This is a genomic window from Streptomyces sp. NPDC002499, assembly GCF_053595415.1.
In genome coordinates this window covers 189,042-214,779 of sequence record NZ_JBSFXO010000006.1, presented here as the reverse complement: position 1 = coordinate 214,779, position 25,738 = coordinate 189,042, and the positions used below count along the sequence as shown (strand labels likewise).

The window sequence follows — 25,738 nt, the reverse complement described above, 5'->3', positions numbered from 1 at the left end:
GGACGAGGGAGGGCAGGTCGCATGGCCGGAGCAGGGACGACGACACCGCGTGAGCGCTACCGCGCCCAGGTGCGGGCGGAGGTCAAGGAGCGGGCCTGGCAGCAGATCGCCACGGCGGGCGCCTCGGCGCTCTCCCTCAACGCGATCGCCAAGCACATGGGCATGACCGGACCCGCCCTGTACCGGTACTTCGCCAACCGCGACGAGCTGATCACCGAGCTGGTCAGGGACGCGTACCGGAGCCTCGCCGACGGGGTGGGCCAGGCGCGGGCCGCGGGCGCGGACGCGGTGGGGCTCGGGCACGCGCTGCGGGAGTGGGCGCTGGCCGATCCGCAGCGGTACTTCCTCGTCTACGGGACTCCGGTGCCCGGGTATCACGCGCCCGACGACATCACCGCGATCGCCGCGGAGATCATGGGGCATCTGCTGGACGCGCTCAACTCGCCCGAGGCACCGGCGACTTCGCCGGACGCTCCGCTCGACGCCCACCTCGCCGACCACCGCGACTGGGCCGGCGACCACCCCGCCCCGCCCGCCGTGCTCCACCGGGCCCTGACCTTCTGGACCCGCCTGCACGGCATCCTGTCCCTGGAGCTGGCCGGCCACTTCACCGGCATGGGCTTCGACCCCGCGCTGTTCTACGAGGCCGAACTGACCGCATTGTTGCGGCGCTGAGCCGAGTCGCAGCGGCGCTGAAAGGAAACGGCCGCTGCCGGACAGGACGGTTCGTGGAATCCATGACGGAAGAGGAGGCGCGCCGGAAGCAGCGAGCGCGCTTCGAAGGACTGGCGCACGTGGTGGCGGCACCGCTGCACCGCTATCTGCTGCGGCGGGCGCGCCCCGACCTGGTCGACGACATCCTCGCGGAGACGATGCTGGTGCTGTGGCGTCGTATCGACGACGTGCCCGGCGCCGGGACGGATTCCGTGCCCGAGCCCGATGACGTACTGCCGTGGTGCTACGGCGTGGCACGGGGATGTCTGTCCAACGCCCGCCGTGCGGACGGGCGTCGGCTCCGGCTGATGGAGCGGCTGATCCGGACGCAGGAGGCGCGGCCGCCGGCCGGGGACACCGATCACAGCGACCTGCACGCCGCGCTCGACACCCTCGCGACGCTGGACCGCGAGGTGCTTCAGCTGTGGGCGTGGGAGGGGCTCGCGCCGCGGCAGATCGCGGACGTCACCGGGATGACGTCCAACGCGGTCAGCATCCGGCTGCACCGGGCGAAGAAGAAACTCGCCGCGCAGTTGGGGCGAAAGGATACGGATCGGTCCGGACACAGGACAGATGAAGGAAGGAGCAGTCAGTGAACGACGACGAACTGCTGGCCCGGATGAAGGCCGCGGACCCGGCGCTGACACCCCAGGCTCCGCTGCCCGACATCACTCGTCTTGTGGAGACCACTGTGAACACCGACACCGCGCTCAGGTCGGCGACGAACATCTCCGGCGACAGCGCCGGCACCACCACTCACCCTGTGCGGACCCGTGCGGGACGGGGACGCCGTCAGCTCCTCGGGCTCGCGGCCGCCGGTCTGCTCCTGCTCGGCGGCGGCATCACCGGAGGAATCATGGCGAACAGCGGAAACGGCGGCGGCAACGGCAACGTCCCCGGTCACTCGGCCAAGACCGCCCCCGGTCTGACGCTCAGCGCCGCGGCGGGCGGTATCGCAGGCAAGTGCGTGGAACCCACCCCCGACATCCTGCGCACGTACCCGACCCTCTTCATCGGAACGGTCACCTCCGTCAAGGGCGCCACGGTCACCTTCCGTGCCGACCACTGGCTCAAGGGCGGTGACGCGGAGACGGTCGTCCTCGACAACGGCCCGCAGGACGTGGAGCACCTGACGTTCTCGAAGGGCGAGCAGTACGTCGTGGCCGCCAAGGACGGCGTGGTCCCGATGTGCGGCGCGAACTGGGCCTCGCCCGAGACCGTCACCGAGTTCCGCCAGGCGTTCGGTAAGTAGCCGCACGCGGACCGCTCCAGGCGCCGGGGAGGGACGCCGCGAGGTGCTCCCATGCGCCGTGCACGTCCTGTGAGCGATTGCGGCAGCGGACGGCCGGGCTGCGTGCGGCTTTGAGGTGTGCCCGCAAAGGCCCCGGCGTAGTGTGTTCGAGGTACATCCGGACCGCGCCTCAAGGCGTCAATTCGTCGGTCCCGCGTGCCCCGCGCACCCCCGAGCAGCCCGGGGCACGAACGGGCGAGCGGAGGATCAGGTATGGGTACAGTCACCACCGACGACGGCACCACCATCTTCTACAAGGACTGGGGTCCACGCGACGCCCAGCCGGTCGTCTTCCATCACGGATGGCCACTGAGCGCCGACGACTGGGACAACCAGATGTTGTTCTTCCTGGCGCACGGCTATCGGGTCGTCGCCCACGACCGCCGCGGGCACGGGCGGTCGAGCCAGACCGCCACCGGCCACGACATGGACACCTACGCCGCCGACGTGATCGCCCTCGCGGCCGCGCTCGACCTGCGGGACGCGTGTCACATCGGCCACTCCACCGGCGGCGGCGAGGTCGCGCGCTACGTCGCCCGCGCCGAGCCCGGCCGGGTCGCGAAGGCGGTGCTGGTGGGCGCCGTACCGCCGGTCATGCTCAAGTCGGAGTCCAATCCGGGCGGCCTGTCCCTGGAGGTCTTCGACGGCTTCCGCGAGGGGGTCGCCGGCAACCGTTCGCAGTTCTTCATCGACGTACCCTCGGGCCCGTTCTACGGCTTCAACCGGCCTGGCGCGAACGTCTCGCAGGGGCTGATCGACAACTGGTGGCGGCAGGGCATGATGGGCGCCGCCAACGCGCACTACGAATGCGTCAAGGCGTTCTCCGAGACCGACTTCACCCAGGACCTCCAGCAGATCGACGTCCCGGTCCTGGTCGCCCACGGAACCGACGACCAGGTCGTCCCGTACGACGACTCCGCGCCGCTGACGGTCGCGCTCCTGAAGAACGGCACGCTCAAGAGCTACGAGGGTTACCCGCACGGGATGCTGTCCACCCACCCGGAGGTTCTCAACCCCGACATCCTGGCGTTCCTGAAGTCCTGACAGTAGAAGTCCTGACAGTAGAAGTCCTGACAGCAGCAGCCCTGGCGGCGCCCCCTCCGTGTGACGGACGGGGCGCCGCCCCGGTGCGGGCGCGTGAAGCGGTCTAGGTCGTCGCGCTCCTGATGCCGAGCGCGACGAGCACCACCGAAGTGACCCTGGCCGCTGTGGCCGGCGTGAGGAACTGGCCGACGAACGACTGGTGGGGGACGACGGGACGGGAGCCGACGGCGGTTCCGCGCAGGCCTGAGTACGGGAACGTGCCGTCGCCGACCGCCCCGGGTCAGCCCCGCGCGCTCGCCGTCACCGCCGCGATGCCCCCGCTGAGGAAGGTCATCGCCGCACTGATCGCCTGGTCGCGGGCGGGTCCCTCGGGCTGGGCGAAGATCTCGGTGACCAGGGCGGCGGCCGCGGCGGCCGCGAGACGGGGGCCGATCCCGTCCGGGGACTGACCGGTGTCCTCGGCGATCATGCGGGCGCCTTCCTCGATGGCCGCCGTCATCCGCGCGGTGCGCACCGCGCGCAGTTCCGGGTTGACCTCGAACATGCGCCGTTCGAGCTCGTCGGTCCCGTCGTGGCAGGCCATCTCCTCGCGCAGCCAGCCCTCCAGGGCGTGCACGACGGTCTCGCCGGAGGCCCGCGTGCGCAGTGTGTCGGTCAGGTGCAGCGCCGTGGCGTCGAAGGACGCGAAGGCGATGTCCTGCTTGGAGCGGAAGTACAGGGTCACCGTGCGCGGGGACACCTCGGCCGCCCCGGCGATCTCCGCGATCGTCGTGTCGTCGTAGCCCTGCGCGGCGAACAGCTCGAAGGCCGCCTGGACGATCGCGGCCCGTCGTCTGGCCTTGCCGCGTTCCCGCAGGCCGTCCCCCGTCGCAACCCTGTCCATGGGGCCCAGCATACCCGGCGGACCGCATTTTTACTGCCCATGGTAAACATGCATTACGCTGTAAAAATCGTGCTGGACCGACGGGATCGGCAGCTGTCGAACCCCGGAACGAAAGAGACCTGCCGTGGCGAAACGCTTGTACGCGCTGGGACGTTGGGCGGCGCGCCGCCGGGGCCGGGTGCTCGCGGTGTGGGTGCTGCTCCTCGCCGTGGCCGCCGGTCTGGGCACCACCCTCGGCGGAAAGGTGACGACCGAGTTCTCGGTGCCGGGGGTCGAGTCCCAGCAGGCCCAGGACCTGCTGAAGGCGAAGTTCCCGCAGGCGGCCGGCGGCACGGCCCGGGTCGTGTTCGCCGCACCCGAGGGCGCGAAGCTCGGCGACGCGAAGGAGCGCCGGGCCATCGCCGCGACCCTCAAGGAGGTCGCCGCGGTGCCCGGGGTCATCAACGTCACCGACCCCGCCAAGACCGGAGCCGTGTCCCGGGACGGCACCATCGGCTACGCCGACGCCCTGTTCGGCAAGCCCGCGAACAGCGTGCCCCAGTCCGCCAAGGACCGGCTCGACGACGCCCTCGACCCGGCCAGGAAGGCCGGCCTGGACGTCGAACTGGGCGGCACCGTGTCCACCCCGCCGGCCGAGGTCGGCGGCCCCGCCGAGGTGGTCGGCGTGGTCGTGGCCTTCGTGGTGCTCGCGCTCGCGCTCAGCTCCCTCGTGGCGGCCGGACTGCCCCTGGTGACCGCCCTCGTCGGCGTCGGGGTCGGCGTGATGACCGTCCAGTTCCTGTCCCGGTACATCCAGATGACGAGCACCGCGACCGTCCTCGCCCTGATGATCGGCCTGGCGGTCGGCATCGACTACGCCCTGTTCATCGTCTCCCGCCACCGCGAACAGCTCGCCGATCCCGAGCAGGACGTGTCCGACTCGATCGGCCGCGCCACCGGGACCGCGGGCAGCGCCGTGACCTTCGCGGGCGTCACGGTCATCGTCGCGCTGGCCGCGCTCGCCACGACCGGCATCCCCTTCCTCACCGTGATGGGCCTGGCCGCCGCCGGGACCGTACTCCTCGCGGTCCTGGTCGCCCTGACCCTCGTACCGGCTCTGCTGGGCTTCCTCGGCGAGCGGATGCGACCCAAGAGCGCCGGCAAGAGCGGCGACAAGGGAGCTGACAAGGGCGCCGACAAGAGCAACTCCCTTGCGCGCAAGCCCGGTTCCTGGGGTCTGGCCTGGGGCCGTCTCATGACGCGCTTCCCCATTCCGGTCCTGGTCGTGAGCGTCCTCGGGCTGCTCGCCCTCGCCCTGCCCGCCACCGGACTGCGCCTCGGACTGCCCAGCAACGAGACCCAGCCCACCGCCAGCACCCAGCACAAGAGCTACGAACTCCTCACCAAGGGCTTCGGCCCCGGCTTCAACGCGACCCTCGTGGTCGTCGTGGACGGCACGCACGTACCGGCCGGGCAGCGCGACAAGGTCGTCGAGCAGGTCGCCGACACCGTCGGCAAGGACCCGGACATCGCGACCGTGGCCCCGCCCAACGCCACCCCGGACGGCGCGATCACCGTGATCGGCGTCGTGCCGAAAACCGGACCCGACGACCAGAAGACCACCGACCTCGTGCACCGGCTGCGCGACGACGCGGTGACCCCGGTGACCGACGCGGGCGGCACGGCCTACGTCGCCGGCGCGACCGCCGCCGGGATCGACGTGTCGGCGAAGCTGGCCTCCGCGCTGCCGCTGTTCGTCACGATCATCGTGGTGCTCGCGCTGCTCCTGCTGATGCTGGCCTTCCGCTCGATCCTGGTGCCCCTCAAGGCCGTTCTCGGCTTCCTGCTGTCGATCGCGGCCAGCGTCGGCGCGGTCGTGTGGGTCTTCCAGGACGGCCATCTCACCGGACTGTTCCAGGTCGCGGCGGCGGCGCCGATCGCGTGCTTCGTGCCGGTCCTGCTGATCGGCGTCCTGTTCGGCCTCGCGATGGACTACGAGGTGTTCCTGGTCAGCCGGATGCGGGAGCACTTCCACCACCACCGGGACGCGCGGGCCGCGGTCGAGCACGGCGTGGAGCGCAGCGGCCGGGTCGTCACCGCGGCGGCGCTCATCATGGCGGCCGTCTTCGGCGGCTTCATCTTCAACCACGACCCGACCGTCAAGACGATCGGCTTCGCGCTGACCATCGGCGTCCTCATCGACGCCTTCGTGGTCCGCCTCACGATCGTCCCGGCGGTGCTGAGCCTGCTCGGCCGGCACGCCTGGGCCCTGCCCAAGTGGCTGGACCGCGCCGTCCCGAACGTCGACATCGAGGGCGACTCCCTGCCCCCGCGCACCACGACCGGGCAGGCGGCGAAGCGGACGGCGGCTCCGGCCGACCCCGAGCCCGTGGGGGCCGACAAGAACTGATCAATGACTGATCAAGAACTGATCAGGCGGTACGGGCGTCCGAGCCGGAGTCACTCCTCCGGCTCGGACGCCCTTTGCAGGTCCGCCCGCCCCTCGGCCGCCCGGATGAAGCGGGTCATGCCGAACTGGCTCGTACCGGGGGCGTCCTGGGAGGTCACGCCGGCGGACTCGGGGGAGCGGGGCTCGGCCGGCAGGACGTAGGGCCGGCGCAGCACCTCGTCGAGGATGATCACCGTCTCCGTCGCGCGGACCGCGGGAATGGTGGAGAGCCGGTCGGTGACCAGGCGGTGGACGGCGGAGACGTCGGCCACCCGGATCTGGATCATGGCGTCGTGCTGGCCGGTGGTGACGGCGCAGTACTCCACCTCCGGCATCTGGGCCAGCGCGGTGCGGAACTGTTTCCACAGCTCCTGGCGGACCGTGACGAAGATCAGCGCGCAGATCTCCAGACCGACCCGGGTGTGGTCGACGCGGGCGCTGAAGCCGTTGATCACGCCGTCGGCGCGGAGGGCTTCGAGGCGGGTGTAGGCGTTCGCGCGGGAGACGCCGACACGCTCCGCGAGGGCGGCGACGGAAATACGTCCCTGGGAACGCAGGACGTCGAGGATCTTGAAATGCACCGAATCCAGGGCAAGACCGATGCCGATCCGTCCAGATCGGCGTTCGCCCGGGGTCTCCGGGGTCGACAGATCTTCCATGTTCGCGCCTCTCCGTCACATTTCGTCTCGCGCTGGTCCCGTCGGCCGAGAGTCCTGGTTATTTTCGGCCCACCCTAACGGCGAATCGTCCAGGACCCCTCCCGGCGTCCGCCCGTACCCGCCAGGCCTTCTTCCGCTCCGCCCCGGCTCGACCCCCGCTCCGCCCCTCGCGCAACCCTCGCTCCGCCCTGCTCACGGAGGCACGCATGCCCAGACTCAGTGCCGGGTCCTACCCGGCGGCACTCTCCCTCGTCGCGGTCGCGGCGCTCGCCCTGAGCGCCTGCTCCGGCGGTTCGAGTGCCTCCGGCTCGTCCGCCGGCAAGACCCTGGTCGTCGACACGTCGTTCAACCTGAAGACCGCCGACCCGGGCCGTGAGTTCGAGCCGACCGGGCAGATCGTGGACAAGGCGCTCTACGAGACGCTGCTGACCTTCAAGGGCGGCGACGTCACCAAGCCGGTGCCGGGCCTGGCGTCCTCGTACGAACTGTCCACGGACGGCAAGACGCTCACCCTGCACCTGCGGACGGGCGCGAAGTTCGCGGACGGCAGTGCGGTCACCGCCGACGACGTGGTCTTCTCGCTGAACCGGGTGATCGCGCTCAAGGGCAACCCGTCCTTCCTGCTCGACGGCGTCACCGTCAGCAAGACCGACGCCTCCACCGTCACCCTGGTGTCCAAGAAGGCGAACCCGGCGCTGCCCTTCATCCTCCCCAACCCCGCGCTCGGCATCCTCAGCGCGAAGACGGTCCAGGCCCACGGCGGGAGCGCGACCTCGGCGGACGCGGCGGAGAAGTACCTCAACACCAAGTCGGCCGGCTCCGGCCCGTACACGCTCACCTCGTTCAACACGAACACGCAGGTCGTCCTGGAGAAGAACCCCAAGTACACCGGCTCGGACAAGCCGACCTACGACAAGATCGTCCTCCGCAACGTCCAGGCGCCCACCCAGAAGCTGAACGTGCAGCGCGGCGACAGCCAGATCGCCCTCGACCTCACCTCCGACCAGGTCGGCGGGCTGACCGGCGGACTCACGGTGGACAGCGGCGCGTCCTCCGACGTGATCTTCCTGCTGCTCAACCAGAACACCAAGGTCAGCAGTACGACGGCCAACGCGAAGTTCGCCGAGGCGGTGCGCAAGGGCATCGACTACAAGAGCCTGCTCTCGCTCGCCGGGAAGGGTTCCGTCCAGTCCGCCGGGATCATCCCGTCGACGTTCCTCGGCGCGCTGCCCGCCTCGCAGGCCGCCGGCCGGGACCTGGCCGGCGCGCAGGCGGCCCTCAAGGCGAGCGGCATCAGCAAGCCGTCCGTGACCCTCGGCTACGCCAGCGACCTGACCGTCGACGGCCTCTCCCTCCAGACCCTCGCCGAACGGGTCCAGGCCCAGCTGAAGGAGGTCGGCATCACTGTCACGCTGGCCCCCGCGCCGACCACCACGGAACTCGACAACTACCGCAACGCCAAGGAGCAGGTGGGCCTCTGGTACTGGGGCCCGGACTACCCGGACCCCAGCGACTACCTCGCCTTCCTGCCCGGCAACCTGGTGGGCCTGCGCGCGGGCTGGAAGGCCGGCGCCGACCCCACCCTCACCGCGCTCGGCGACAAGGCCGCGACCACGATCGGCGACGACGCCCGCAAGGCGCTGTACGAGCAGATCCAGACCCGGCTGAACGCCTCCGGCCCCTTCATCCCGCTGATGCAGCCGAGCCGCAACACCGTCTCCGCCGCGTCCGTCACCGGCGTCGCCTACAACCCCGTATGGACGATCGATGTCGCCGCGCTGGGCGCCAAGTAAGGGAGCGGGCGGGAAAGTCGCGGGTGGCGCCGGTGACGTGGAAGGCGGTGACGGCGACCGCCTTCCCGCCGGCCGCCCGGCCGCCCGCCGTCGGCTCCTCGCCCGCCATCCCCTCGCCCGTTTCCTGCTCCGCCGCACCGCCACCGCCGTCCTGCTCGCCCTCGGCGTGACCCTGGTGACGTTCGTCCTCACCAACCTCGTCCCAGGCGACCCGGCGGCGGCGAACCTGGGGCAGCGGGCGATCGGCGACCCGGCGATCGTCGCCCAGTGGCGGCACGCGAACGGCCTCGACAAGCCGCTGCCCGTCCAGTACGTCACCTACCTCGGCAACCTGCTCCAGGGCGACCTCGGCGAGTCCCAGCAGAGTCACCAGCCGGTCCTCGACGACCTGTCGACGGCCGTCCCCGCCACCCTGGAACTCGCCGGGGCCGCGATCGTGGTCTCGCTGGTCGTGGGCGTGGCGTTCGGTGTCGTCGCGGCCCTGCGCCGGGACCGCTTCACCGACCAACTCCTGCGGGTGGTCAGCCTGTTGGGGGTGTCGGTGCCGACCTTCTGGCTGGCGCTGCTCGCCTTCTACGTCTTCTTCTACCGGCTCGGCTGGGCCCCGGGCAGCGGCCGCCTCGACCCCGGCATGACCGCCCCGCCGCACGTCACCGGCCTCTACACGGTCGACGCCGTACTCGCCGGACAGTGGCCGGTGTTCTGGAGCGCGGTGGGCCATCTCGCCCTGCCCGCCCTGGTGTTGACGGCGTACACCGTCGGCCTGCTCACCCGCTTCACCCGCTCCGCCGTCCTGGAGGTGCTCAACCAGGACTACGTGCGCGCGGCCCGCGCCAAGGGCCTGCCCGGCCGCACGGTTCTCTTCCAGTACGTGCTCCGGGCGGCCCTCGTGCCGGTCATCACGGTCGCCGGACTGGCCTTCGGGGCGCTGCTGTCGGGCACGGTCCTGGTGGAGTCGATCTTCGCCTGGCCGGGCCTCGGCGCCTACGCCTACCGCAGCGCGACCACCCTCGACCTGCCCGCCGTGATGGGCGTGGGCCTGGTCGTCGGCCTGGTGTACCTGACCGTCAACCTCGCCGTGGACGTGCTGTACGGCGTGATCGACCCGAGGGTGAGGGTGCAGTGAAACGCAGTCCTGAAGGGGGAGCGAAGTTCTCCCTGCTCCGGCGGCTGCCGCCCGCCTGGCGCCGGCCGCTCGCTGTCACCGGCGGTCTGGTCGCCGTGGTCTGGCTGGTCATCGTGGTCGCGGCCCCGCTGCTCGCCCCGCACGACCCCCTCGCGCAGAACCTGCCCCGGCTGGCGTCCCCCGGCTCCGGACACTGGTTCGGCACCGACGAGTTGGGCCGGGACGTGCTGAGCCGGGTGCTGTACGGGGCCCGGGTCTCCATCCCGCTCGCCCTCCTGCTCGTGGCCATGTCGCTGCTGGTCGGCGGGGTGTTGGGAGCCTGCGCCGGGTTCTTCGGGCGGTGGGTGGACGAGACCGTGATGCGGATCGCGGATCTCGTGTTCGCCTTCCCCACCGTCATCCTCGCGATGGTGGTCGCCGCCGCGCTCGGCGCCAGCCTCCAGAACGCGGTGCTGGCCGTCCTGGTGGTGTCCTGGCCGTCGTACGCACGCGTCACCCGGGGCCTGGTCATGGGTCTCCGGAACCGTGAATTCGTGCTCAGCGGACGGCTGTTGGGCTTCTCCGCCTGGCGGTCCCTGCGCGTCGACATCCTGCCCAACGTGCTCGGCCCGCTGCTCGTCCTGGCAACCCTCGACATCGGCACGGCGACGCTGCTGCTGTCCGGGCTGTCCTTCCTCGGGCTCGGCGCCAAGCCGCCGACGGCCGAGTGGGGCGCGATGGTGGCGGACGGCACCCAGCAGTTCGACAAGTGGTGGATCGGGGTCTTCCCGGGCCTGGCCATCCTCACCGTCGTCCTCGCCTTCAACTTCCTGGGCGACACGCTCCGGGACGCCCTCGATCCCGGCACCGCCCGCACGATCGGCGCGGAGAAGGAGCGGGTCGCATGACCGGCGGCAACGTGCTGGAGATCAGCGGCCTCACCCTCGACCTGGGCGGCCGACGCATCCTCGGCGGCGTCGACCTCGCGCTGCGGCCGGGGCGCGTGCACGGGTTGGCAGGGGAGAGCGGCTCGGGCAAGACCATGACCGGGCTCGCCGCGCTCGGTCTGCTGCCGCCCGGCTCGCGCACCGGCGGCCGGATCGAGCTGGAGGGCACCGACCTGCTCACCCTTCCGCCCCGCCAACTCGCCGCCCTGCGCGGCCGATCGGTGAGCATGGTGTTCCAGGACCCGTCCACCAGCCTGCACCCCATGCTCGGCATCGGACACCAGCTCACCGACCACCTACGCCACCACCTGAAGCTGGACCGCAAGGCGGCGAAGGAGCGGGCCGCCGAGCTGCTGACGCAGGTCCGTATCCCCAACCCCCGCGAGGCGCTGCGGCGTTACCCCCACCAGTTCTCCGGCGGGATGCGGCAGCGCATCGCCATCGCCATCGCGCTGGCCTGCGAGCCGAAGGTGCTGATCGCCGACGAGCCGACCACCGCCCTCGACGTGACCGTGCAGGCCGGTGTGCTGCGGCTGCTGCGCGGCCTCTGCGACGACCTCGGCCTCGCCGTCCTGCTGGTCACCCACGACCTGGGCGTGATGTCCGCGATCGCCGACGAGGTGAGCGTGATGCGCCACGGACTGGTCGTGGAGACGGGTGCGCGCGGCCAGGTCCTCACCGAGCCGCGGCACGAGTACACCCGTACGCTCCTGGACGCGCTCCCCGGAAGGAGCACCGCATGACGACCCGTATGGCCCCCGACCCGACGGCCCCTCTCCTCTCGGTCGACGACCTCGTCGTCCAGTACCACCGGCCGGGCGCACCGCCCACCCGTGCCGTCGCCGGGGTCAGCCTCCAGGTGCGGGCCGGTGAAGTCGTGGGCCTGGTGGGCGAGTCGGGCTGCGGGAAGTCGACGCTGGCCCGCGCGGTCTGCGGGCTCGTCCCGCCGGCGGAAGGACGGATCGTCTACGACGGCACGCCGGTACGTCCGTTGCGGGTGCGTCGGCGCGAACCGGCCCTGACCGGTATCCAGATGGTCTTCCAGGACCCGTACGGCTCCCTCAACCCCCGGCGCCGGGTGGGCGCGCAGCTCTCCGACGGCATCCGCACGGTGGCAGGGCGGGGCGAGGCGGCCGAAGGCGCCACCCCGGAGGACCTGTTGGAGCGGGTGGGGCTGTCGGCGGACGCCGCCGGGCGCTACCCGCAGGAGTTCTCCGGCGGCCAGCGCCAGCGCATCGCCATCGCCCGCGCGCTCGCCGCCCGCCCCCGGCTGCTGGTCGGCGACGAGCCGATCTCCGCGCTCGACGCCTCCGCGCAGCTCCAAGTGGCCACGCTGATGCGGTCGTTGGCCGTCGAGTCGGGCGCCGGGCTGCTGTTCATCAGCCACGACCTGTCCGTCGTCCGGCTGATCGCCGACCGGATCGCCGTGATGTACCTCGGGCGGATCGTGGAGACCGGCCCCACCGCCGAGGTCTGGGCCGAACCACGCCACCCCTACACGCAGGCCCTGCTGGCCGCCGTACCCAAGCCCGACGGAGCGGGCGTGCTGCCCGCCGAACTCCCCGGCGACGTGCCCGACCCGGCCGAACCGCCCACCGGCTGCCGTTTCCACCCCCGTTGCCCGCAGGCCTTCGACGGCTGCGACCGGGAGGAACCGCAGCTGATCGCCGGGGGCGTGGCGTGCCGGCTGTACGCGGCCTGACCCGGTCCGGGCCGAACGGTCCGGCCGCACGGACACCTTTCACGACCCCTCACGACCTCTCACGATCCCTCACGGAGGACCGATGCCCGACGACGGACAGCTCGCCGACCTGTATCCGGCCGATCGCCTCCACAGCGCCCGGGAGGCCACGGCCCGAGCCGGTCTGGACGCCCTGCTGATCTCGCCCGGCGCCGACCTGCGCTACCTGACCGGCTACGACGCCCTGCCGCTGGAGCGGCTGACCTGCCTGGTGCTGCCGGCCGACGGCGACCCCTTCCTCCTCGTCCCGGCCCTGGAGGAACCCGCCGCGCAGGCGTCCCCGGCCGGTGACCTGGGCATCGAGATCACCGGCTGGCAGGAGACCGAGGACCCCTACGCCCTCGTCGCGGCCCGGCTGCCCGCCCGCACGGCCCGGATCGGCGTCGACAACCACATGTGGGCGGAGAAGACCCTCGCCTTCCGTGCCGTACTGCCGGACGCCGAACAGGAGTTGGCCGGAGGAGTGCTCAACGGGCTGCGGATGCGCAAGACCTCGCAGGAGGCGGCCGCCCTGCGCCGGGCCGGGGCCGCCATCGACCGGGTGCACGCCCGTATGGGCGAGTGGCTGCGCGCCGGACGCACCGAACGCGAGGTCGGCCGGGACATCGGGGACGCGATGCTCGACGAGGGGCACGTCCGGGTCGACTTCGTCATCGTCGGCTCCGGCCCCAACAGCGCCAGCCCGCACCACGAGGTCTCCGACCGCGTGATCAGGGCCGGCGACCCCGTGGTCGTCGACATCGGCGGTACGACCAGGGACGGTTACTGCTCCGACTCCACCCGGGTGTACGCGGTGGGCGAGCCGCCCGCCGAGTTCCGCCGCCTCTACGACGTGCTGCTCAGCGCCCAACGTGCCCAGACCGACGCCGTACGGCCGGGCATCAGTGCGGGCCAACTCGACGCCGTGGGGCGGGACATCATCACCGACGCCGGACACGGACCGCACTTCGTCCACCGCACCGGACACGGCATCGGCCTCGACACCCACGAGGAGCCCTACATCGTGACCGGCAACCCGCTCCCGCTGGCACCGGGCATGGCCTTCTCCGTCGAACCCGGCATCTATCTGCCCGGCCGGTACGGGGCGCGGATCGAGGACATCGTGATCTGCACGGAGGACGGCGGCGAGCGCCTCAACCGCACACCCCGGGACCTGGTCGTCCTCCCCTGACCCGAGCCCCACCCGCGTCCCGTCGCTCATCGCACGCACCCACGCAAGGACCCCGCCATGCCCGCTTCTCCGTCCCGTTCCGCCACCCCCGCACCCGGCGGTGGTGCCCGCCCGGGTGGCGCGCCCGCCGAGCTGGCAGAGGTGTGGGCGGTGATCACGGGCATGTACGAGGGCTACACCGCGGGCGACCGCGAGCGCATCGACTCCTACCTCGACCCCGAGGCCACCGTCTGGGACTCGGCGACCCCCGAACTCCTGTGTGGCAAGGGCGAGTTGGACCGCGTCCGGGACGGCCGACCGACGGCCGACGGCGAACCCGCCGAGACCGGCCTCACGGCGTACGGCCAAGTCGTCGACGTCTTCGGTGACTTGGCCGTGGCCCGCTACTGGCTGCGGGTCCACTACCGCGCGGCCCCACCGGACCTGGCCCGCAACACGGCGATACTGCGGCGGGCCGACTCCGGCGGGCAGTGGCTCGTGGTCCACCTGCACGAGGACGTCCAGAGCACGCCGTAGAACAGCTACTTCTTCGTGGCGCCGCACAGTTCCGTGTCGATCAGCGCGTTCTGCGCCAGCTCCGTGGACAGGTCGGGCGCGCCGTCGCCGGTCGCCTCCAGGACGACGGTGTGGCGGCCGTCGGCGGTGACCCCGTCGCGGGTGGTGTAGCCCATGAGGTCGCCGGCGTGGCTGTAGTAGACGCCGCCGCAGGTCAGCGGGATCTCCATCAGGCCCAGGCCGTAGCGGGCGCCGGGCCAGACGGGGTCGAGGGAGGCGGCCCGTACCGTCGTCTTCATCTCGGCGAGCTGGGCCGGGCGCAGCAGCCTGCCGCCCAGGAGCGCCGAGAAGAAGCGGGTCAGGTCGCCGGTCGTGCTGATCATGGCGCCGGCCGCTCCGGCGGCCGTCGGGTTGAGGTCGGTGACGTCGATGGTGGGCCCGCTGTCACCGAAGTCGGAGTAGCCGTGCAGGTGTCGGCCGGGGATGCGGGCGGCGGTGTCGGGGGCCGAGGTGTCGCGCAGGCCCAGCGGGCGGATGACGCGCCGGGTCACCTCCTGCTGCCAGGTGTGGCCGGTGGCCTTCTGGATGATCATCCCGGCGACGATGTAGTTGGTGTTCGAGTACTCCCACTGGGTGCCGGGCGCGAAGTCCGGTGCGTGCCGCATCGCGATCCCGACGAGCTGCCGCGGGGTCCAGGTGGTGTACCGGTCGGCCTGGAAACCGTCGACGCTCGCGATCTCGGGGAAGTCGGCGGTGTAGTTGAACAGCCCGCTGGTGTGGTTGAGCAACTGCCGTACGGTGATGGCGTTTCCGTCGTTGCCGTTGCCGTCCACCAGGCCGGGCAGCCAGTGTTCGACGGTGTCGTCCAGCGACACCCTTCCCTCGCCGACCAGTTGCAGCAGCACGGTGGAGACGAAGGTCTTGGTGGAGCTGGCGATCCGGAACCGGTCCGTGGCGCGTGCCGCTCGCCCCGTGGCGGTGTCGGACACTCCGGCGGTGGCGTACCGCCGTCCGTCCGGACCCGTCGACTGGGCCAGGACGGCCACGGTCCCCGTCTTCTGGATGGCGTCCACGCTCCGCTGGAGGGTGGAGCGGCGGGACTCCGTGGCGTTCGTGGCGCTCGCGGCGGGCGTCACGAGCCCGAGCCCGAGGGCGGCCAGCGCGGCTGCGGCGGTGAGGTGACGGATCGTCATCATGGGCTGTCTCCCGGTGAGTTGGCGGTTCGGTGCACCGGGCCTCCGGTGTGCTCACCAACCTAGGAAGCAGCCGCACGGTGATCGATCCAGCTTGCGGGCCGGTCTGCCGTACAGCCTGCTGTACCGCCGCGACCTCACCCGCCGGCCGGATCAAACCTTGAACCCGTGCGGTACGTCCGAACGCCGGTCCGATCGAGTGGACTCCAAGGGGCGCGCACGGCGGGAGTGCCTCGCGGCGGACTCCGGATGGTGGCGTGACACCCTCAGCCCCGACCGGAAGAAGCACCCCCACATGCGACGTACCCCCTCCCGCCGCCTGTTCGCAGCTGTGCTGCTGGTGGCGTCCGTACTGACCCCGATGACGGCGGTCTCCGCCACCGCCGCCACCCCCACGGCTACCGTTGACTCTGTGGCTGCGGACCGGCACGACCATGACGAGTGCCCGTCGGGCGGCCTCGGCCATGACCTGACCGCCCGCCTTGACAAGGCCGTCGCGGACGTCCGCCGACAGGCCGGCATCCCCGGCGTCACCGTCGGACTGTGGATGCCGGGCAAGGGGTGCTACGTCCGCTCGACCGGCGTCGCCGACAAGGCCACCGGCGCGCCGATGAGCACCGACATGTACCTGCGGATCGGCAGCGAGACCAAGACCTTCACGGTCACCGCGCTGCTCCAGCTCGTCGACGACGGGCGGATCCGCCTCGACGACCCGATCGACCGCTACGTCCACGGCGTGCCGAACGGCCGCCGCATCACCCTGCGCCACCTGGCCGAGATGCGCAGCGGACTGTTCCCGTACAGCTCCGACCCCGACTTCGTGCACGACCTGCTGAGCGACCCGACCCGCTCGTTCACCCCGGACGAGCTGCTCGCGTACGGCTACAAGCACCGCAACACCTCCGCGCCGGGCAAGGTGTTCGTCTACAACAACAGCAACCTGGTCCTGCTCGGCCTGGTGATCGAGAAGGTCACGGGACACCACGTCGCCGACGTCATCGACCGGCGGGTGCTGCGCCCGGCCGACCTCGACCACACGCTGTTCCCCGACGGCCCGAACGTCCGTGAGTTCCCCGAGCCGCACCCCCGCGGCTACACCAACCAGACGCTGAGCGGCGAGGTCGTCGACTCCACCGACTGGAACCCGAGTTGGGGCTGGTCGGCCGGCGCGATGATCTCGGACCTGCACGACCTGCACCGCTGGGCGAAGATCGTCGCCACCGGCACGCTGCTCAGCCCGGAGACCCAGAAGCAGCGCCTGAAGACCCTGCCGACCGGATTCCCCGGGCTCGGCTACGGCCTCGGCATCTTCGACAGCGGCGGCTGGATCGGGCACAACGGTTCCATCCCGGGCTACGAGAGCGTGACCGTCTATCTCCCTTCGCAGAAGGCGACGTTGGTCGTCCTGCTCAACACCGACATCACCTCCGGCGGCCAGGAGCCGTCCTCGTTGGTCGCCCGCGCGGTCACCGAGATCGTCACCCCGGACAACGTCTACGACCGTCCGGTGCCCACGAGTTGACGGTTCGCGCCGCCTACCGCCTAGGTCCCGCGAGGGCGTAGGCGGTCGTGCCGCCCGCCAGGAGGAGCAGGGCCGTCCAGCCGGCCGCCGGGGTGCCCGGCGGCAGCAGCAGCCAGGACGTCACCCGCGTCGGCGTACTCGTGGCGGGCGGGGCGACGAACGACAGGGAGAGCCAGGCGAACGGCGGCGTCCACGCGTACCGGCCGCCCGACAGCGCCGCGCCCAGGGCGGCCAGTCCGGTCAGGCCCGCGCTGTCCCGGACGACGAACCCGGCACCGGCCAGGGGCGCGCCCATCGCCTGCACCGCCAGCAGCACCGCGGCGACGACCGTCCCGGCGAGCAGCACGTGCGCCGCTCTGCGCGGCACCCAGCGGATCGCGGCCGTCCGGTCCAGCGCGAGGTCCTGTCCGCCGAGCCCGATCGAGGCGGCCATCGTGCCCATGGCGAGGACGAGCACGGGCAGTCGCGGATCACCGGGCGCCCGGCCGCCGTCCGGGGCGAGCGCCCAGATCACCACCGTGCCGGTCACCACGGCGGCGAGCGACGCGGGGACCTGACGCGAGCGGGCGTACAGCGTCAGCCATCTCAACGCCGGCCATCTCGACGGGAGCCGTGCCGATGCCGGCCGTCTCGCGGGAGCGCGCCTCACCGGGCCGTGCCGCCGGACAGCACCTCGAACGGATCGCCCTCGCAGGACAGCGCGGTCGCGCGCATCGCGTTGATCCGCGCGAGCTGCTCGGACCACGGCAGCGCCTTGAGCTTCTTCCACACCGGGCGCGTCTCGGCCTCGACCTCGCGGCGCATGCTCGCCGACGTGCCGGGCAGCGGCTTCAGCTCCCCGAGGATCCAGCCCACCGCGACGGTCTGCGCGTAGTCGGCGCTCCCGAAGCCGCTCCAGCCGACGGGGGTGCAGTCCGGCGCCAGCCCCTTGGCGAGCAGGGCCCGGGTCAGCTCCTCGCCCTTCGCGTCGGCGACGACGGCGTCGTCGAAGCCGAAGAGCACGGTCGTACGGGACCACCGTGGCGTCGATCCGTACGGCAGTACGGCGGTGTTCTCGCGGACCGCGACCGGCGCCCGGTCGCCCAGCGCGCCGTGCAGCAGGCGCAGCGCCTCCTTGCCGGGAGCCGCCAGGCCGGCCAGCCGGTCCTGGTGCGCCCTGGCCACGCAGACCGGGCCGTCGCACACCGACTCGGCGGCGGCCCGGTCGACGACGTACATCCGGCGTGGGTCGGAGGGCAGGACGAGCAGGGCGAGCACCGCGCCCGCGACGACGGGTGTCAGGGCGAGCAGCCGGGCGCGCGGGGTCGCGGCGACCAGCAGCGCGAAGCCGGTCAGGGCCATGCCGAGGAGCCAGATCGTCTGGCCGACGTGCACGGGGGTGGAGACCGTGACGAGGACGTTGTGCACCTCCTCGACCTCCGGTGAGAGGAGGGAGACGCGTTTCGGCTGCGTGCTGTCGAACCCCGTCGCCGGGTCGATCGTGCTCGTCCGGCCCAGGGACATGTGCATGAGGGCGGTGAACACGAAGGCGCCGACGGCCAGCAGGGGCGGGGTGAGCGCGGAGGGCAGGGCCCGTCCGGCGCCCATGCCCAGCAGGGCTCCCGCGACGAGGAAGAGCGCGCCGATCAGGGAGATGGGCAGCCAGCCGAAGTGCAAGTAGTCGGTGTGGGCGGGCACTTGGACGCCGCCGACGAGGACGAGGAGCGCGAAGGCCGAGGTGAGCGTGATCGCCGTGGCGCCCGCCGGGACGGCCGCGCGATGCCGGGCGGGGCGCGGTGTGCTGGTCAGCAGCTCGATCATCTTCGAGCGGTGGTCGCGCAGACCCTGGAGGGCGCCGAACCCGACGGCGAGCGGCCACAGGTAGAACAGCAGGCTGCGGGTCCACATCGCCAGGGACGTCCACTGGGCCGTCCACGCGGTGGTGCCGTTCCACCACGAGGCGTTGCCCAGCAGGTAGAGGAACGCGAGCGCGCTCGTCAGGACCACGCCGCCGGCCCACGGGGCGACGGAACGTCTCAACTCGGTACGCAGGACACGGAAGTTGATGTCGACGCGAGGGACGCGCAGGTTCAGGTCGGCATGCGGGACACGTGCGTTCACCAGGAACCCCTCTCCCGCTCGGGGTTCTGGAGCAGCGCCGAGTAGCCGCGCTCCAGCGGGCTGTCGCCCACGTGCTCGGGACCGCCCGCGGCGGCCAGTTCGTCCGGGGTGCCCTGGAAGACCAGCCGGCCCTCGGCGAAGAGCACCACGTCGGTGCAGGCGGCGGCGACGTCCTCGACGAGGTGGGTCGAGACGACCACGCAGGTGTCCGCGCCCAGCTCCTGCAACAGCTCGCGGAAACGCAGCCGTTGGGCCGGGTCCAGGCCGGCCGTCGGTTCGTCGAGCAGCAGGATCGCCGGATCGTTGACGATGGCCTGGGCGATGCCGACCCTGCGCACCATGCCGCCGGACAGCGCCTTCATCCGGTCGTCGGCGCGGTCCGCGAGGCCCACCCGCTCCACGGCACGCTGCACCGCCCCGGGGATGTCCGCCTTCGGCACCTCCTTCAGCCACGCCATGTACTCGACGAACTCGCGCACGGTGAACCGCTTGTAGTAGCCGAACTCCTGCGGCAGATAGCCGATCCGGCGACGTACCGCCCGGTGCTCGCCCATGCCGCCGGCGGACTCGCCGAGCAGTTCGAGGGTGCCCTCGGCAGGGCGCAGCACGGTGGCCAACGCCCTGATGAGAGTGGTCTTGCCGGCCCCGTTGGGCCCGAGGACACCGTGCACACCGGTGCCCAGCGACAGGTCGAGCCCGTCGACGGCCATCCGCTTCCGGCCGACCCTGACCTTCAGCCCGGTGGCCCGGATCTGCCAGGCGTAGGGTGTCGGCGCGATGTCGGCCGCGCTCACCGCGGGCATCATGGAGCGCTCCTTTCACTTGTCTTCGTGGTGGGTTGTCCGACGGGTGCCTCAGTCGTCATCGATGCGCCCCCAGCACGGAGTACGCACCCCTGCGGGCGATCACGACACCCACACCGAGCGTGAGGACCAGCCCCCACACCGGCAGACCGCCCGTCTGTAGTGCGAAGGTCGCCCGGCTCGCGGCCACGGTCGGTGTCACGACGACGGCGGCCCATACGACCACCACCGCGACGGCGGCCCGGGTCACCCCGACGACACCGCCGAGCGCCAGGGTCGTCGAGGTGAAGGCCAGACAGGGCAGCAGCCACTGCGCGGCCGTCACGCCCGGCACCCCCGTGGCCCAGCCGGCCACCAGCAGCGCGGGCACGACCACGGCGAGCACGGACGCCGTGCGCCGCAGCACCAGATGGAGGCCGGCCCTGGGCACCGACGCCGTCAACTCGTAGGCCGGATCGAGCCCTTGCGACCACGAGGCCGCGACGCCGAGCACCGGCAGGATCGGCGCGAGCAGCAGCACCAGCGACACATCGCGGGGTCCGGAGCCGAGGCCGAAACCGCCGCCGACCACGTCCAGCAGGAGCGCGAGCAGGGTGACGCTCACGACCATGGCCAGCCACGGCACCATCGTGGGCGTCAGCCAACTCGACAGCCGTACCGACCGATACCGGCGGCGCGGTACCGGGGTGGTGGCGGCGAGCCGGGGTTCGAGGCCGGACCAAACGGTGTCGACGAGCTCGGCCACGGTGGGCGCGTGCGCGGTGACGGCGGCCGAGAGCCGGTCCCGGCAGATCCGGCACGCCTCCAAGTGGGCTTCCACGGCCCATACTTCGTCGGCGGCGAGGTCCGTGCCGCCGCGTGCGTAACCGTCGATGATCCGCGTCGACGCGTGTTCCACGTCCATGTCAGCGCCCTCCGCCCTCATGTCAGCGCCCTCCGCATCGCGATCCGGGCCCGGCGCGCACGGGTCTTGACCGTGCCTTCGGGCAGGCCGAGCAGGACGGAGGTCTCCCGGACGGAGAGCCCGTCGAGCACCATGGCCTGCAGTACCTGCCGCAACTCCGGCGCGAGGCGGCGCAGCGCGTCACCGACGTCTCCGCCGACGGTGGCCGCGAGGGCCTCCTCCTCGGCGGCGGGCGCCGCGTCGGCGGGAGCGGCGGCCAGGGGCGGCTCGGCGTGGTGGGCCCTGCGCCGGAAGGCGTCGACGAGCCGGCGTGCGGCGATCGTCCACAGCCAGCCGACGGCCGTCCCGCCCACCGAGGCGCCCGCGAACGCGCCGGCCGCGCGCCACACCGCCAGATACGTCTCCTGCATCACCTCGGCGACGATCTGCTCGTCGCCGCAGCGCCGGCGCAGCCGCACCGCCAGCCACGGCGCGGTACGCCGGTACAGCTCCTCGAACGCCGCGCGGTCACCCCTGGCGACCAGCCGGACGAGACGTTCCTCGTCCGGCTCGCCGGGTGCCTTCCTGACTGATCTCACACCGGCTAGACGCGGGACGAGCTCCGCGGGTTTTCACTACGAAGTGAGCCCCGTCACACAGTTGGCGTGGACGGGGCCGGGGACGGGGGTGGGGCCTGGGCCGGGGCGGGGCCGGGTCTCAGCACACCGGGAAGCCGAACTCGTATCCCTGCTGCTTGAGTTGGGGCAGGATCCGGCGCAGGGCCTCGACGGTCTGGGAGCGGTCGCCGCCGGCGTCGTGGAAGAGCAGGGTCGGACCGTTCGGCAACTCCCGCTGCACGGTGGCGACGATGGCGTCCGTGCCCGGCTGCTCGAAGTCCTTGGTGTCCACGTTCCAGCCCAGCGGGCGCATGCCGTGGGAGGCGGCGAGGTTGCGGCTGTAGGGAGTGAAGGCCCCGCCGGGCGCCCGGTAGTACATCGGCCGGACGCCCCCGGACGCCTCGGTGATCATGCGCTCGGCGTCGAGGATCTGCTGCGACTGGTAGGCCTGGGACTTCTTGTCCATCGTGGTGTCGTGCGACACCGAGTGGTCGCACAGCCGGTGCCCGGCGGCGACGACCTGCTTCACGAGGTCGGGGTGGGCCTGCGCCTGCGTCCCCACCATGCAGAACGTGGCCTTGACCCCGAACTCCTTCAGCACGTCGAGTACTTGGGGGGTCCACTCGGGGTCGGGGCCGTCGTCGATGGTGATGTTGACGCCGCGCGTCCCCTTGTCCGAGGCGTGCGCGATGGTCACGGCGACGCGCTCGACGTGGCCGCCCGCCGCCGAAGGCGCCGACGCGGCGGCCTTCGGCGACGGGGCACCGGCCTGCGCGGTCCAGGTCGAGGCGCCGGCGGCGAGCAGCGCCACCCCGAGCGCCGCGCCGAACACCTTGCCGTACCACCCGTGCCCGCCGCCGTGCCGCGCCATGTCCGCCCCGCTCTCCCGAAGTTCCTCGCCGATTCCCTGGTCACCCAACGACCAACTGGCAGGACGAGAAGCGGCGGCGAAGGGATGCGTCCGTTACCGATCAAGGACATATCCGGGGTGATTCACGGACGATCGACGGGCGGCGAGCGGTGGGTACCGGACGCTCGTCAGGTGGTGAAGCGGTGGGTACCGGAGCCGACCCGGTAGACCGCGCAGCCCTCCTCCTGCCGCAGGAACGTCCCGTGCGTGTGTCCGACCGCCGCCGGTCCTGCCGCGGGCACCCACACCTCCGCGGTCGTGTTGGGCGGCACCTCGCAGGTCAGGGTGAAACGGCCGCCCTTCAGGCGCCACCGCGTGGCGACCGGGCCGTAGAGCGAGGTGAACTCGGCGCGGGCGGAGGTGACGTCCTTGCCCGGGCGGGGCCGGACGACGATCTCGCGGTAGCCGGGCCCGCCCGCCGAGATGCCGGCGATGTTCGTGTACATCCATTCCCCCACCGAGCCGTAGGCGTAGTGGTTGAAGGAGTTCATGCCCGCGTCCTGGAAACTGCCGTCGGGCCGGATGGAGTCCCAGCGTTCCCACATCGTGGTGGAGCCCCGGTCGATCGGATATCCCCAGCTGGGGAAGGTGCGTTGCAGCAGGAGGCGGTAGGCGACGTCGGTGTGACCCGTGTCGGTGAGGACGGGCAGCAGCCGGGGAGTGCCGAGGAAACCGGTCGACAGATGCCAGTCCTTGGCCTCGATCAGCGCCACCAGCCGGTCCGCCGCGGGCCCCCGCGCCGCGTCCGGCAGCAGGTCCATCGACAGCGCCAGGACGTACGCCGTCTGCGTATCGCCCTTGATCCGGCCGTCGGCGGCGACGTAGGCGTTCTGGAAGGCCGTCCGGATGCGCCCGAACAGACCGCGGTACAGGCCGGCGTCCGCGTCCTCGCCGAGCTCCCCGGCCATCCGGGCGGCGAGGTCGGCGCTGTGCGCGAAGTACGCGGTGGCGACGACGTCCTTCGGCGTCTCGTCCTCGACGTTCAGCCAGTCGCCGTATCCCTGTGCCGGGCGCAGCAGTTGATCGCTGTTCCGTTCCAGGTACGTCAGCCAGGTCTTGACCGACGGCCAGGCGTCCCGCAGGACCTGCTTGTCGCCGTACGCCTGGTAGAGGGCCCAGGGGACGGTGACGCCCGCGTCGCCCCAGCCCGCGGTGCCGCTGCCGAGCGCGCCGACCGCCGGCGCCACGTCCGTGAACGCGCCCTCCGAGGTCCGTGAATCCCGCAGATCGACAAGCCACTTGGACAGGAAGCGGGCCGACTCCATCGTGTAGGCGGCCGTGGGCGCGAAGACGTTGATGTCTCCCGTCCAGCCGAGCCGCTCGTCGCGCGCGGGCGTGTCGGTCGGCACGGAGAGGAAGTTGCCGCGCTGCCCCCAAGTGATGTTGTGGTGCAGCTGGTTGAGCATCGGCACGTCGGTCTCGAAGTCCAGCGTGAAGGGGGCGGACGTGTGCATCACCCGCCCGGTGACGGCCTTCGCGGTCGGCGTGCCCGGGAACCCGGTCACCTCGACGTAGCGGAACCCGTGGAAGGTGAAGCGGGGTTCGTAGACCTCCTCCTTCCCGCCGCCCTTGAGGGTGTACGTGTCGGTGGCCGCCGCGGTCCGCAGGTTCGCGGTGTAGATCGTGCCGTCGGGGTTGAGCACCTCGGCGTGTCTGAGCCGGACGGTCCCGCCCGCGGCGCCGGACACCCGCAGCCGCACCGAGCCGACCATGTTCTGACCGAGGTCGAACACGTGGACGCCGGGCCTGGGTTGGGTGATCGCCTTCGGCGTCAGCTCCTGCTCGACCCGTACCGGGGCGTCCACCTGCGCGACGACCAGACCGGGCCCGAAGGCACCGGCGCCGCCCCTGCCCCGTACGCCGAGCCAGCCCGTGTCGTCGAAGCCGGGCGCAGCCCAGCCGGGAGTCTCCTTGCGGGCGTCGTACGTCTCGCCGTTGAGCAGGTCGGCGGCGACGATCGGCCCGGCGGCGGCCCGCCAGTCGCCGCCCGAGGTGATGCGCTCGCGCGTCCCGTCCGCGTACTCCACCTCCAACTGCGCGAGCAGCGCCGGGACCTGGCCGTACTGGCCGGGCCCGAACATGCCCACGTTGCCCGCGTACCAGCCGGGTGCCAGATACGCCCCGATCGCGTTGGCGCCGGGCCGCAGCAACTCGGTGACGTCGTACGCCTGGTACTGCACGCGGGTGCGGTAGTCCGTCCAGCCGGGGGCGAGTTCGTCGCGGCCCACCCGGCTGCCGTTGAGGTGGGCCTCGTACAGACCGAGCGCCGTGGCGTACAGCCGCGCGCGTGCCACCTTCCGGCGCGGCAGCCGGAACTCGTGCCGCAGCTGGGTCACGGCGTACGACACCGGGACCACCCGTCCCCACGGCCCCGCGCCCCACGCGGCGGCCACTCTCGCCGCCGGCCAGCCCCCGTCGTCGAACCCCAAGTCCCGCCAGCCCGAAGGGGGTTCATGATCCGTGGCTTTCCAGGAGCCGTCGGTGAACACCTTCTGCTCACCGGTCGCGGTACGGACCACGAGGACGGCGACGAGCCCCGCCGGGCCTTCGGTCGCGTTGGTCGCGGCGACGGCGATAACGTTGTCGCCCGCCCGCACCCGGTCCAGTACGTCGACCACGGCCGGGCGTTTCCAGTCCTCGTTGTCCGTGTCGAGGTCGGTGTGCGCCACCTCGACCCCGTTGAGGGAGACGGCGTACACGTTGTCGACGGTGATCGCCAGCGTGGCCGACGTGATCCCGTCCGGGAGTCGGACGGTCCGCCGGAACCAGCGCGTGGCCGCCGGCACGCTGCTCGTCGGATCGCCCTCGGGGAACCAGATCCACGAACCGCCCTCGAAGGACGGCGCGTCGACGAGGCCGGCCGGCGCGGAGATCCACTCGGCGGTCCACTCCCCGCCCGTCATGAGTCCGGTCTCCCACCACGAGGGCGTGCTCCAGCCGGAGACCCGGCCGTCGTCGTCCCACACGCGAACGGACCAGTGGTAGCGGGTTCTCGGCGCGAGTGCGGGGCCTCCGTAGGACACGAGGACGGACTCGCCGGACATGACCTTCCCGCTGTCCCAGACGTCCGGCCGGGACAGGCGTGACGCGGTGGTGGCGACCCGCACCTGATAGGCGCTCTGCCGCACGTCCACCTTGTCGGACACCAACGGCCAGCTCAGTCTGGGCCGTTGGGCGTCGAGGCCCAGCGGGTGCCGGACGTACTCCACGGTCGGCGCGGCGACGCGCAGCCCGCCGGCTGTCCGCGCCCGACCCTGCCCGGCTGCCGGCGCGGCCACCGCCGGTACGCCCTCGGCGGTCACCGCCGCGACCGTGGCGACGGCACCCGCGAGAATGCTCCTCCTGCTGATCACTACGACTCCTCACTCGCACGCACTGCTGGACCGGATGAATCGGATCCGGATCTGAATCGATTCATTCGTGAGAGGCGTGGGTAACG

23 protein-coding genes are annotated in these 25,738 nt (G+C 71.9%); 13 read left to right on the top strand and 10 right to left on the bottom strand.

The window, feature by feature from the left end:
- Positions 1-21 precede the first annotated feature (21 nt).
- From ACWD5F_RS18155 to ACWD5F_RS18140, 4 genes are all read left to right on the top strand, one after another.
- Entirely contained in the window at positions 22-675 is a 654-nt protein-coding gene (locus ACWD5F_RS18155) for a TetR/AcrR family transcriptional regulator (RefSeq protein WP_451255415.1), read from the top strand.
- Between the two features lie 62 nt (positions 676-737).
- Entirely contained in the window at positions 738-1,310 is a 573-nt protein-coding gene (locus ACWD5F_RS18150) for an RNA polymerase sigma factor (RefSeq protein ID WP_451255973.1), read from the top strand.
- Positions 1,307-1,966 (top strand): hypothetical protein, encoded by a 660-nt coding sequence (locus ACWD5F_RS18145; RefSeq protein WP_451255413.1) that lies wholly within the window; start codon positions 1,307-1,309, stop codon positions 1,964-1,966. Before ACWD5F_RS18150 ends, ACWD5F_RS18145 begins: the two co-directional genes overlap by 4 nt.
- 252 nt (positions 1,967-2,218) lie before the next feature.
- Complete coding sequence (locus ACWD5F_RS18140) at positions 2,219-3,049, top strand: alpha/beta fold hydrolase (protein ID WP_451255411.1); 831 nt, start codon at positions 2,219-2,221, stop codon at positions 3,047-3,049.
- Between the two features lie 280 nt (positions 3,050-3,329).
- Here ACWD5F_RS18140 and ACWD5F_RS18135 read toward each other — a convergent pair whose 3' ends face one another.
- On the bottom strand, positions 3,330-3,932 hold the full coding sequence (locus tag ACWD5F_RS18135; protein ID WP_451255409.1) for a TetR/AcrR family transcriptional regulator: 603 nt from the start codon (positions 3,930-3,932) through the stop codon (positions 3,330-3,332).
- A 124-nt stretch (positions 3,933-4,056) separates the two neighbouring features.
- Here ACWD5F_RS18135 and ACWD5F_RS18130 point away from each other — a divergent pair, with 124 nt between their 5' ends.
- A complete protein-coding gene (locus tag ACWD5F_RS18130) occupies positions 4,057-6,321 on the top strand; it encodes an MMPL family transporter (RefSeq protein ID WP_451255407.1) in 2,265 nt (754 codons plus the stop codon).
- 50 nt (positions 6,322-6,371) lie between these two features.
- Here ACWD5F_RS18130 and ACWD5F_RS18125 read toward each other — a convergent pair whose 3' ends face one another.
- Positions 6,372-7,019 carry an Lrp/AsnC family transcriptional regulator gene (locus ACWD5F_RS18125; protein WP_451255405.1) on the bottom strand — a complete coding sequence of 216 codons (648 nt, stop codon included), beginning with the start codon at positions 7,017-7,019 and terminating at the stop codon, positions 6,372-6,374.
- A gap of 206 nt (positions 7,020-7,225) precedes the next feature.
- Here ACWD5F_RS18125 and ACWD5F_RS18120 point away from each other — a divergent pair, with 206 nt between their 5' ends.
- The 7 genes from ACWD5F_RS18120 to ACWD5F_RS18090 all read left to right on the top strand — a co-directional run bounded on the left by ACWD5F_RS18120 (position 7,226) and on the right by ACWD5F_RS18090 (position 14,292).
- Positions 7,226-8,812 (top strand): ABC transporter substrate-binding protein, encoded by a 1,587-nt coding sequence (locus ACWD5F_RS18120; protein ID WP_451255403.1) that lies wholly within the window; start codon positions 7,226-7,228, stop codon positions 8,810-8,812.
- Positions 8,813-8,849: 37 nt separating this feature from the next.
- A complete protein-coding gene (locus tag ACWD5F_RS18115; protein WP_451255401.1) occupies positions 8,850-9,938 on the top strand; it encodes an ABC transporter permease in 1,089 nt (362 codons plus the stop codon).
- On the top strand, positions 9,935-10,825 hold the full coding sequence (locus ACWD5F_RS18110) for an ABC transporter permease (RefSeq protein ID WP_451255399.1): 891 nt from the start codon (positions 9,935-9,937) through the stop codon (positions 10,823-10,825). The genes ACWD5F_RS18115 and ACWD5F_RS18110 overlap by 4 nt, the downstream gene beginning before the upstream one ends.
- A complete protein-coding gene (locus tag ACWD5F_RS18105; RefSeq protein WP_451255397.1) occupies positions 10,822-11,607 on the top strand; it encodes an ABC transporter ATP-binding protein in 786 nt (261 codons plus the stop codon). The genes ACWD5F_RS18110 and ACWD5F_RS18105 overlap by 4 nt, the downstream gene beginning before the upstream one ends.
- Positions 11,604-12,566: an oligopeptide/dipeptide ABC transporter ATP-binding protein gene (locus ACWD5F_RS18100; protein ID WP_451255395.1), complete on the top strand. Its 963-nt coding sequence runs from the start codon at positions 11,604-11,606 to the stop codon at positions 12,564-12,566. Before ACWD5F_RS18105 ends, ACWD5F_RS18100 begins: the two co-directional genes overlap by 4 nt.
- 82 nt (positions 12,567-12,648) lie before the next feature.
- Entirely contained in the window at positions 12,649-13,776 is a 1,128-nt protein-coding gene (locus tag ACWD5F_RS18095) for a M24 family metallopeptidase (RefSeq protein ID WP_451255393.1), read from the top strand.
- Between the two features lie 57 nt (positions 13,777-13,833).
- Positions 13,834-14,292 carry a DUF4440 domain-containing protein gene (locus ACWD5F_RS18090; RefSeq protein WP_451255391.1) on the top strand — a complete coding sequence of 153 codons (459 nt, stop codon included), beginning with the start codon at positions 13,834-13,836 and terminating at the stop codon, positions 14,290-14,292.
- A gap of 5 nt (positions 14,293-14,297) precedes the next feature.
- On the opposite strand, the gene ACWD5F_RS18085 is transcribed toward ACWD5F_RS18090, so the two are convergent.
- A complete protein-coding gene (locus tag ACWD5F_RS18085; protein WP_451255389.1) occupies positions 14,298-15,467 on the bottom strand; it encodes a serine hydrolase domain-containing protein in 1,170 nt (389 codons plus the stop codon).
- A gap of 292 nt (positions 15,468-15,759) precedes the next feature.
- On the opposite strand from ACWD5F_RS18085, the gene ACWD5F_RS18080 reads away from it, so the two are divergent.
- On the top strand, positions 15,760-16,986 hold the full coding sequence (locus ACWD5F_RS18080) for a serine hydrolase domain-containing protein (protein ID WP_451255387.1): 1,227 nt from the start codon (positions 15,760-15,762) through the stop codon (positions 16,984-16,986).
- 13 nt (positions 16,987-16,999) lie between these two features.
- Here ACWD5F_RS18080 and ACWD5F_RS18075 read toward each other — a convergent pair whose 3' ends face one another.
- The 7 genes from ACWD5F_RS18075 to ACWD5F_RS18045 form a co-directional block, all read right to left on the bottom strand.
- Positions 17,000-17,575 (bottom strand): hypothetical protein, encoded by a 576-nt coding sequence (locus tag ACWD5F_RS18075; protein WP_401719500.1) that lies wholly within the window; start codon positions 17,573-17,575, stop codon positions 17,000-17,002.
- 56 nt (positions 17,576-17,631) lie between these two features.
- A complete protein-coding gene (locus tag ACWD5F_RS18070; RefSeq protein ID WP_451255971.1) occupies positions 17,632-19,032 on the bottom strand; it encodes a hypothetical protein in 1,401 nt (466 codons plus the stop codon).
- Between the two features lie 50 nt (positions 19,033-19,082).
- Positions 19,083-19,892: an ABC transporter ATP-binding protein gene (locus ACWD5F_RS18065; protein WP_451255385.1), complete on the bottom strand. Its 810-nt coding sequence runs from the start codon at positions 19,890-19,892 to the stop codon at positions 19,083-19,085.
- A 55-nt stretch (positions 19,893-19,947) separates the two neighbouring features.
- A complete protein-coding gene (locus tag ACWD5F_RS18060; protein WP_451255383.1) occupies positions 19,948-20,793 on the bottom strand; it encodes a zf-HC2 domain-containing protein in 846 nt (281 codons plus the stop codon).
- Positions 20,794-20,810: 17 nt separating this feature from the next.
- Positions 20,811-21,371, bottom strand: coding sequence for an RNA polymerase sigma factor (locus ACWD5F_RS18055; protein WP_451255381.1), 561 nt, complete (start codon positions 21,369-21,371; stop codon positions 20,811-20,813).
- Between the two features lie 118 nt (positions 21,372-21,489).
- Positions 21,490-22,260 (bottom strand): polysaccharide deacetylase family protein, encoded by a 771-nt coding sequence (locus ACWD5F_RS18050; protein ID WP_451255970.1) that lies wholly within the window; start codon positions 22,258-22,260, stop codon positions 21,490-21,492.
- Positions 22,261-22,427: 167 nt separating this feature from the next.
- A complete protein-coding gene (locus ACWD5F_RS18045; protein ID WP_451255379.1) occupies positions 22,428-25,652 on the bottom strand; it encodes an alpha-L-rhamnosidase in 3,225 nt (1,074 codons plus the stop codon).
- Positions 25,653-25,738 lie beyond the last annotated feature (86 nt).